Origin of the sequence: Aeromonas sp. ASNIH8 (assembly GCF_002919855.1) — a bacterium.
Taxonomy (GTDB): Bacteria; Pseudomonadota; Gammaproteobacteria; order Enterobacterales; family Aeromonadaceae; genus Aeromonas; species Aeromonas caviae.
In genome coordinates this window covers 1-8,833 of sequence record NZ_PQLN01000134.1, presented here as the reverse complement: position 1 = coordinate 8,833, position 8,833 = coordinate 1, and the positions used below count along the sequence as shown (strand labels likewise).

Genomic DNA, 8,833 nt, shown 5'->3' with positions numbered 1-8,833 from the left:
GTTGATGTGGTTGAGGATTAGATCGTGGTTAAACATGGCGATTATCTGTCGGGTATTAGCTGGTCAAGGATGGCGATCATACCTCAGAAGCCGCGCCACGCCTCGCTCATACGAGGGGATGGTTAAGGACCACATCCCATGAGGCGCCCAAGAAGCGCCAGCTCCCGACGGTTTATACCCTGCTTTTCATCATCATCGCCCTGATGGCGGCCCTCACCTGGGTGCTGCCGGCGGGCAAATACAACTATGTGACGGCCAAGACCCAGCAGCCGGTGGCGGCAGCGGCCGTGGCCGACTACAGCGGTGACGAGCGACTGCTGCCGGTACCCGGCAGTTACACCGAGCTCCCTTCCCAACCCCAGGGGGTATTCGATGTGCTCAAGGTGCCCATCCAGGGCTTTCACAAGGCGGCGGACGTAGCACTGTTCGTACTCATCATCGGCGGCTTTCTGGCGGTGACCATGCAGAGCGGTGCGCTGGATGCCGGGTCGGGGCCATAGTGCGTACCTTCGCCGGGCGCGAGCGGCTGCTCATCCCGGTGCTGATCGCCCTGTTCGCCCTGGGTGGCTCCACCTTCGGCATGGCGGAGGAGACGGTGGCCTTCTGGGCACTCATCGTGCCGGTGATGATGGCGGCGGGCTTCGATCGCATTGTGGCGGCCGGGATCATCCTGCTCGGCTCCGGGGTCGGGGTGCTCGCCTCCACCGTCAATCCGTTTGCCACCGGCATCGCCTCCGGTTTCGCGGGTATCCCCATCGGTGAGGGGATAGGGCTACGGTCATCCAGTGGCTGCTGCTGGTGATCTTCGCCTCCTGGTTCGTGATGCGCTACGCCAGGCAGGTGCAGCAGGACAAGTCCCGCTCCGTGCTGGCTGATATCGTTTATGACGACGAGTTCTCCCAGATGAAGAGCGGCAACCTCGCCTTCAGCGGCAAGCAGAAGCTCACCATGCTGGTCTTCTTCGGCACCTTCCTGCTGATGATCTATGCGGTGGTGCCCTGGTCGGATCTGGGCATCGATCTGTTGCCCACCCTGGGCTGGTGGTTTGACGAGCTCTCCACCCTCTTCTTCAGCGCCTCCATCCTGATTGCCCTCATCAACCGGATGCCGGAGTCCAACTACGTGGCGACCTTCCTCAACGGGGCGCGGGATCTCATCGGGGTTGCCCTGGTGGTGGCGGTGGCGCACGGCATCTATGTGGTGATGGAGCACGGCGTCATCATCGACACCATACTGCACTGGGCCGAGGGACTGGTGAGCGGGCTGTCGTCGTCGGTCTTCATCCTGATGGCCTATCTGGTGCACATCATCCTGAGCTTCTTCATTCCCTCCACCTCGGGGCTTGCGACCGTCTCCATGCCGTTGATGGGGCCGCTGGCGGACTTCTCCGGCATCTCGCGGGATCTGGTGATCACCGCCTATCAGTCCGCCTCCGGCTGGATCAACCTGTTCGCCCCCACCGCCGCTCACCTGGTGGCGGGGCTGGCGCTCGCCAGGATCCCCTACGATCGCTTCGTGCGCTGGGTGCTGCCCTTCATCATCGGGGCGGCTCTCATCACCATGGTGGTACTGGTGGCCGGGGCTCTGCTGCACGGCTGATGGCGCGGATAGAAAACGACAGACAACAAAAAGGCTCCCGCGGGAGCCTTTTTCATGAGCCTTGCTTACTGCTTGTAGCCCTTGAGGAAGCGGGCGAGACGGCCGATAGCCTCATCCAGCTCCTCTTCCCGGGGCAGGAACACCAGGCGGAAGTGATCCGGTGCAGGCCAGTTGAAGCCGGTACCTTGCACCAGCAGGAGCTTCTCCTGCTGCAGCAGATCGAACACCATCTTCTGGTCATCGCGGATGTCGTACACCTTGGGGTCGAGGCGCGGGAACATGTAGAGCGCCCCCTTGGGCTTGACGCAGGAGACACCGGGGATCTCATTCAAAAGCTCCCAGGCTTTGTCCCGCTGGCGACGCAGGCGGCCCCCCGGCAGGATCAGCTCGTTGATGCTCTGGTAGCCCCCAAGGGCGGTCTGGATGGCGTGCTGCATGGGCACGTTGGCACACAGCCGCATGGAGGCCAGCATCTCCAGCCCCTCGATGTAGCCCTTGGCGCGACCCTTGGGACCGGTGATGACCATCCAGCCCTGGCGGAAGCCACAGGCGCGGTAGGCCTTGGAGAGGCCGTTGAAGGTCACCACCATGACATCGTCGCACAGGGTGCAGACGCTGGTGTGGGAGATGTCGTCGTAGAGGATCTTGTCGTAAATTTCGTCGGCGAAAATGATGAGGTTGTGCTGGCGGGCGATCTCGATCACCTCCAGCAGGAACTCGCTGCCGTAGACGGCGCCGGTCGGGTTGTTGGGGTTGATCAGCACCAGGCCGCGGGTGCGCGGGGTGATGCGGGCGCGGATGTCGTCGAGATCCGGATACCAGTCAGCCCCTTCGTCGCAACGGTAGTGCACCGCATGGCCACCGGAGAGGGTGACGGCCGCGGTCCAGAGCGGGTAGTCGGGGGAGGGCACCAGCATCTCGTCGCCGTTGTTGAGCAGCGCCTGCATCGCCATCACGATGAGCTCGCTGGCGCCGTTGCCGATGTAGATGTCATCGATGTCGACCTTGCGCATCCCTTTTTGCTGGTAGTACTGCATCACCGCCTTGCGGGCCGAGAACAGCCCCTTGGAGTCGCAGTAGCCCTGGCTCTGGGGCATGTTGAGGATCACATCCTTGATGATCTCCTCCGGTGCTTCGAAGCCAAACGGGGCCGGATTGCCGATGTTGAGCTTGATGATGCGGTGACCTTCGTCTTCGAGACGGCGAGCTTCTTTGTGCACCGGGCCGCGGATGTCGTAGCAGACATCGTCGAGCTTGTGCGACTTGTCGATAGTGAACATGGTGAGCGTGATTCCTTCCCCGTGGGGCACGTTGGCAGAAAAGCTGTTTTTAGTATCAAATTTCTCTGCCCCTATTCTTCACAGAATTGAATGCTAGAACAATCTAATTTATGGAATAAATCCCTGATATTTGCCCCTGAAACAGGGTTGTTGAAATGTTAAATTCAGCATGATCGTTTGCCTCTCTTTGGTAGATCAGTGAAAGATGAGGAGCAGATTCATAAAGCAACATGAGTGTATTGAAATATCTCCCCCATCTGGCACGATTGGCTGGGGTAAAAAAGGCCCCGACCCGTCGGTCTGCCAGGGGAGCATGCAGGCACGGGGGCTCATCTTTCCGCTCTCGAGGTTCACTCATGCAGGCACCCGCCACCGGTCGCTACCGCCATTTCAAGGGGGGCTATTACCAGGTTCTGGCCCTGGCCTTGCACACCGAAACCCAGGAGCAGCTGGTGATCTATCAATCCGAACAGGATGGTCAGGTCTATGCCCGCCCCGTCGCCATGTTCATGGAGTGGATTGAACATCAGGGACAGGTGGTGAGCCGCTTCACGCCGGTGGCCTGAGGCAGACTTGGCGACATGAAAAAAGGCGCCAGAGGCGCTTTTTTTCATGGTGTCGGGGCTTACAGACCCAGATTGGCTCTGGCATAGGCCTCAAAATCGGTGCAGCCGCCGATGTGCTGCTCATCCAGGAAGATCTGCGGCACAGTGGTGACCGGCTTGCCCGCCTTGGCGGCGAGATCGTCCTTGGTCAGCCCGGCCACGTTGATATCCACGTAGCGGAACTCGAAGTCATCGCGCTCCTCGGTCAGTTGCTCGGCAATCTGCTTGGCACGCACGCAATAGGGGCAACCGGGACGACCAAAAATCTCTACAAACATCTTTTCTCTCCATTAAACAAGCCGTTGAAGAAGGCCATTGAGATGAGGCTGGGCACAGCATAGCCGTGGCGCCCTGTCAGTCAAAGCTGAAAATAGCGATGCTTACGTTCGCCATCTCCGATTGCACCCACTGCTGATGACGGCGCCAGCGTCCCTGTTTCGCCCCAAGGCCGGGGAATCGGGCCGCCTTGCCGGCAAGGCAGCCCGTCTATCACTGCTCGACGATCTGGATGGGTTGTTGCTGGTAGATGCTCTCCAGCACGCCTTTTTCGAAGACGGTCCAGGGCCAGGGCGCCTTGCTGGCGCGGTAGCGCTCGTGGGTCGCCGGATCCTGGGAGAGACCGCGCTGGAACATCACGAAGGCCTTGCGCTGGCCACCGGCGGTGTCGATGAAACCGGCGAGGTTCGACGTACCTGTGATGGTACCGGTCTTGGCGTGCACCTTGTTCTTCATCATGGGGGCGGTGACGCTGCGTCGCCAGGCCAGGGTGCCGTCCACCTGGGAGCTTGGCAGCAGCTTGATGAAGTCGAGCTCGGCATCGTTCTTCTGGATGAAGTTAAGCACCGACAACATCTGGCGTGCGCTGATGAGATTGTGGGCGGAGAGGCCGGAGCCGTCGGCCAGGGTGGCGTTGCCAAGGTCAATGCCGTGCTTGGTCAGGATGGCGCGCACCGCCATGGTGCCGCTGCGATAGCTGCCCGGCTTGTTGTAGTAGTGACGCCCCACGGTTTTGAGGAAGGTATCGGCGTAGAGGTTGTCGGACTTTTTCAACATCTTGGCGAGCATCACCGGCAGGGAGACAGAGTAGTGGGTCGCCAGGGTCTGGGCACCGACAGGGGCCTGATGGGTGACCCGCAGCAGGCCGTCGTGGCTGATCCCGGCGCGGTTCATGGCCCAGCGGATGTTGTCCCAGCCCCAGGCCTCCACGTCATGGATGGCAAAGCGCAGCCCTTGTGGCTCCTTGTTCGGGGTGAGGCAGCCCTTGAGCTCGTAGAAGTTGCCCTTGGCCATGTCTACTTCCAGAGCGCAGAACTGACGCGCCATGTCGCCATAGCTCATCACCTCCACGTTGTCGGCGCCGATGCCGATGGGCACGCCGGTGGCCACGTTGCCCACCGCAGGCTTGCCAATCTGGGTGGCGGTGATGGTGCCGTAGGCGCAGTTCTTGTCGATGATGACCGAGGAGACGGGAGCGGCGAAGCAGAGGGTCTGATCCCCCCAGGACCAGCCGTTGCCACGCTCATAGCCGTTGTAGGCACCGGTGTTGACATAGACGTTGCCCTGAATGCGGGTGACGCCCAACTGTTTGAACAGGGCAACCAGATCCATGCGCGACAGGGTCGGGTCGCCGACGAAGTTGATCCAGATGTCGCCGTTGATGGTGGTGCCCTGTTTGGCGCCGGGCTGGGCCTGGATGTCGGTGGCGAAGCGGAAGTCGGCACCGAGTTCGAGGCGTGCAGCGAGCGCAGTGAGCACCTTCATGGTGGAGGCGGGGGCTATCATGTCATCGGCGTGACGGGCAAATTCCACCCCGTTGTTGCCCTGTACGATGACGGCGTACTGGCCCCCCTTGGGCGGGGTCAACGGGGCAGCGTGGACCGCCAGAGAAAAGAGAGCACAAAAACCAATCAACAGCCGCTGCATAGGATCCTCTAACTGAACGAAAGGGCGGCATCAGAAACCGCCCCGATAATCAAACCGGGTGACTGCCGGGTATCGCCTGCCATGGGGTCAGGCCGGGGCGTTGGCAGTCCGGTAACGCCCCTCGTAATCGAATATTTTTTCCTTCACCTGCCAGAAGCGTCCCGACTTGCGGGCGATGACGAAATCCGGGTGACGGAACTGGTTTGCCGCGAGCATCACGCTCGCCAGGGTCGTGAATTCGGGCTCCAGGCCCGGGGCGGGCCAATGATGACGCACAAAGCGTTGTTGAAACAAGCGCTGTGCACCCCGGGAGTGAAAGGGGAAGTACTCTGTCAGGGTCAGGCCATCCTCGTCGTGGTAGGTCACCTCCAGCCGCTCCCCCTGCTTGCCGCGCACGGCACTCAGGGTCAAACCGGCGCAGCGGATCACCATGCAGTCCTTGAGATTGAGGGCTTCCTTGAGCTTGTCGTCAGGGTCCACCAGCAGCTGGTCACAGCTTTGGCAGCGACGGGCGGCGATGTCGTTTTCAGCGCCGCAACCGGGGCAGATCTTGGCGCGAAAGCGGTAGTCGCACTCCTCGCGGTTGCCCTCGTCATCTTCAAACAGTCCCTGACAGCGGCGGCCATAGTGCTCGATCACCTTGCCATCCTCGTCGGTCTTGCCCCAGAAGGTGTTGGCAAAGCCGCAGGCGGGGCAGGGCACCTGAACCGGCTCGGTGCCGGCGTGGGGCCTGGGCTCCCCCACTTCGGGGGCAAACAGGTTGAAGTTGTTGCCTGCGTAGTCGAGCACCAGGCAATCGCTCTTGCCGGGTGAGAGGCGCAGGCCCCGTCCCACAATCTGCTGATAGAGCGACACCGATTCGGTGGGACGCAGCATCACGATAAGGTCGACGTGGGGGGCATCAAAACCGGTGGTGAGCACCGCTACGTTGACCAGAAACTTGAGCTCGCGCGCCTTGAAGGCACTGATTAGAGCGTCGCGCTCCGGTCCCGGTGTCTCGCCGGTGACGAGGGCGGCCTGCTGGCCTCTGGTACCGAGCAGGCCATGAATTTCCCGGGCATGTTCGACTGTGGCGGCGAAAATCATCACCCCCTGCCGGTCGGCCGCATACTCCAGCACCTGGCTCAGGATATGGGGGGTGACCCGCTCCTGTCGCTTGATCTCGCCGTTGAGCTGCGCCTCGCTGAACAGGCCGTTCTCCCGCGGCACCAGCTTGCTGAAGTCGTAATGGACGATGGGGGCGTCCACTAGGCGCGGCGGGGTCAGGTAGCCGTTTTTCACCATGAAGCGCAGGGGCAGTTCGAACACGCAGTCACCAAAGAGCCGCTCGCCGTGGCTCTTGACCATGCCGTGGTAGTGGCGCCGGTAGATCCAGCCCAGCCCCAGCCGATAGGGGGTGGCGGTGAGCCCGAGGATCTTGAGGGCCGGATTGGCGGCCTTGAGATGCTCGATCACCTGATGGTATTGGCTGTCGTCATCGAGCGAGACCCGGTGGCACTCGTCGATGATGAGCAGCGAAAAAGCGCCGTCGAAGGCATCCAGATTGCGCGCCACCGACTGCACCGAGCCAAACACCACCTGGGCGCTCGCCTCCTTGCGTGCGAGCCCCGCGGCAAAGATGTCGGCCCGGAGTCCCCAGGCCTCGTACTTGGCGTGGTTCTGCTCCACCAGCTCCTTGACGTGAGCCAGCACCAGCACCCGGCCACGGGCCTTGCGGGCCAGTTCGGCGATCACCAGGCTTTTGCCGGCCCCGGTGGGCAGCACCACCACGGCGGGATCCGGGTGTTTGCGAAAGTGGCTGATGACGGCGTTGACCGCGTCGGTTTGATAGGGTCTGAGAACGAACATGGGGAACGGCTGTGGTGCAAGATGGCGCCATTATAGGGATCTTGCGGGGAAAATGCAGCGAAGGGGGCGTGCTGACAGGAAGCGGGCCGGCAGGATGCCGGCCCGTGCAGGTCAGGGACCTCAGTGGAAGGGGAACAGGTAGTTGAGCCAGCTACCCATGCGCATCAGGATCTTGCGCATGATGGCCACGTGGTGGAAGTGCTCGGTATAGATGGCGGCCTGACCGCTGGAACCCGCGATCACCTGGTAGTTTGCCCATTCGGGATCGGTGATCTCGAGCACGATGGGCAGGCGACCCGGTACCTGTGCAGAGGTCTGATCGATAAGACCCGCCTGTGCCTGGATATTGCCCGGTGCCATGGCCGGGATAACGGACTGCACCTTGGCCTTGAAGATGCGGCCCGGAATGCCGTCGAGCACGACTTCGGCCTCGTCACCCGCCTTGAGCCGCTGCATGCTGTTCTGCCAGAACCAGCCGACATAGGCATTGGCATCTTCATGAATGAAGGTCATCACGGGGCGGAACATGAAGGGGGCGGCAATCATGCCCGGGCGCAATGCCAGTTGTACGACATGACCGTCACTCGGGGCGTAGACCACGGTCTGCTCCAGATCGTACTTGGCGATGTTGAGCTGGGCACCCAGGTCATTGAGGGTCGCTTTCTGCTGATCAATTTGGGCGACGATGTCATCCACGTTGGCCTGGGTGACGTCGAGGTCGCGCTGTTTGCCGATGCCCCGTCGCATCAGCTCCTGGGCGCGATCCCTGTCCAGGCTGGCGGATCGCAGGCGGGCGTCCAGAGCCTTCAGAAAATCGGTGTTGGAGGCGAGGCGCGCCGTCAGGCTGGCGACCTTCTCCTGGAAGGGCTCAGCGTCGATGCGAAACAGCACATCCCCTTTCTTGACCGGCTGGTTGGGCTTGACCGGGACGTCGGTGACACGCCCCTTGACCAGGGGCACGACCGGGGTGGAGACATAATAGTTGCGAGCCAGCTCGGAATAGGGGTGGTTGTAGTTCATCAGCATGATGAGTGTGCCGATGATGATGACGCCACCCAGTACGGCGGTCGGCACGGTCCACTTGTTGAGCGGGATCTTGAAGATCTTGAAAATACCTATGCAGAGGGCTGTATAGGTGAGAATAAGTAGCAGGTCCATGGGGCGTTACCTATTTGTCGGTCTGTTCGAGCGTGGTCATGCGAGCCTGCAGTGCTGCCAGCTCCTCTTTGAGTGCGCTGATCTCTGTTTCGTCATGTTGTAGGCGTTGCGAGAAGCCCCAGCCGCGATCGGGGCGATAAATCGTGGCCCAGATCCAGAGGAAGGGCCAGAGCACGTGCAGGGTGAACAGGCTGACCCAGCCTGCCACGTGAATGGCGTCCTGGTGGGGGTGATTACGGTGCTTGGCAATTTCATATGGAATATCGTGAATGACGATAATGCCATCTTAAATGCGAAAGGGGACTCCCTCCGACGTAGGTGGGAGGGGAATTTCGCCGGGGCGTCAGCCCCGCTGGTTTTGAATGTATTGCTTGATCACCTCCAACGGTGCTCCGCCGCAAGAGCCCGCAAAGTAAGAGC

Annotated in this window: 8 protein-coding genes and 1 pseudogene; 2 read left to right on the top strand and 7 right to left on the bottom strand. The window is 61.3% G+C overall.

Going from position 1 to position 8,833, the window contains the following annotated elements:
• Positions 1-179 precede the first annotated feature (179 nt).
• Positions 180-1,599: pseudogene (locus C3418_RS21625) on the top strand (YfcC family protein).
• A gap of 65 nt (positions 1,600-1,664) precedes the next feature.
• Here the strand turns inward: C3418_RS21625 and C3418_RS21620 are convergent.
• Positions 1,665-2,879 (bottom strand): pyridoxal phosphate-dependent aminotransferase, encoded by a 1,215-nt coding sequence (locus tag C3418_RS21620; protein ID WP_103859257.1) that lies wholly within the window; start codon positions 2,877-2,879, stop codon positions 1,665-1,667.
• Between the two features lie 356 nt (positions 2,880-3,235).
• On the opposite strand from C3418_RS21620, the gene C3418_RS21615 reads away from it, so the two are divergent.
• Positions 3,236-3,445, top strand: a complete 210-nt coding sequence (locus tag C3418_RS21615; protein ID WP_010674028.1) for a DUF1653 domain-containing protein — start codon at positions 3,236-3,238, stop codon at positions 3,443-3,445.
• A 59-nt stretch (positions 3,446-3,504) separates the two neighbouring features.
• On the opposite strand, the gene C3418_RS21610 is transcribed toward C3418_RS21615, so the two are convergent.
• The 6 genes from C3418_RS21610 to C3418_RS21585 all read right to left on the bottom strand — a co-directional run.
• Positions 3,505-3,762, bottom strand: coding sequence for a GrxA family glutaredoxin (locus C3418_RS21610; RefSeq protein ID WP_010674029.1), 258 nt, complete (start codon positions 3,760-3,762; stop codon positions 3,505-3,507).
• A gap of 211 nt (positions 3,763-3,973) precedes the next feature.
• Positions 3,974-5,407: a D-alanyl-D-alanine carboxypeptidase/D-alanyl-D-alanine-endopeptidase gene (gene dacB / locus C3418_RS21605; RefSeq protein WP_052815120.1), complete on the bottom strand. Its 1,434-nt coding sequence runs from the start codon at positions 5,405-5,407 to the stop codon at positions 3,974-3,976.
• A gap of 87 nt (positions 5,408-5,494) precedes the next feature.
• Positions 5,495-7,255, bottom strand: coding sequence for a DEAD/DEAH box helicase (locus C3418_RS21600; protein WP_052815119.1), 1,761 nt, complete (start codon positions 7,253-7,255; stop codon positions 5,495-5,497).
• A gap of 120 nt (positions 7,256-7,375) precedes the next feature.
• Entirely contained in the window at positions 7,376-8,413 is a 1,038-nt protein-coding gene (locus C3418_RS21595; RefSeq protein ID WP_010674032.1) for an HlyD family secretion protein, read from the bottom strand.
• A 10-nt stretch (positions 8,414-8,423) separates the two neighbouring features.
• The gene (locus C3418_RS21590; RefSeq protein ID WP_041201542.1) at positions 8,424-8,693 is read right to left on the bottom strand and encodes a DUF3302 domain-containing protein; all 270 of its coding nucleotides are present in this window, start codon (positions 8,691-8,693) and stop codon (positions 8,424-8,426) included.
• A 63-nt stretch (positions 8,694-8,756) separates the two neighbouring features.
• A partial coding sequence (locus C3418_RS21585) for a transposase (protein ID WP_174213905.1) occupies positions 8,757-8,833 on the bottom strand: 77 nt, incomplete at its 5' end.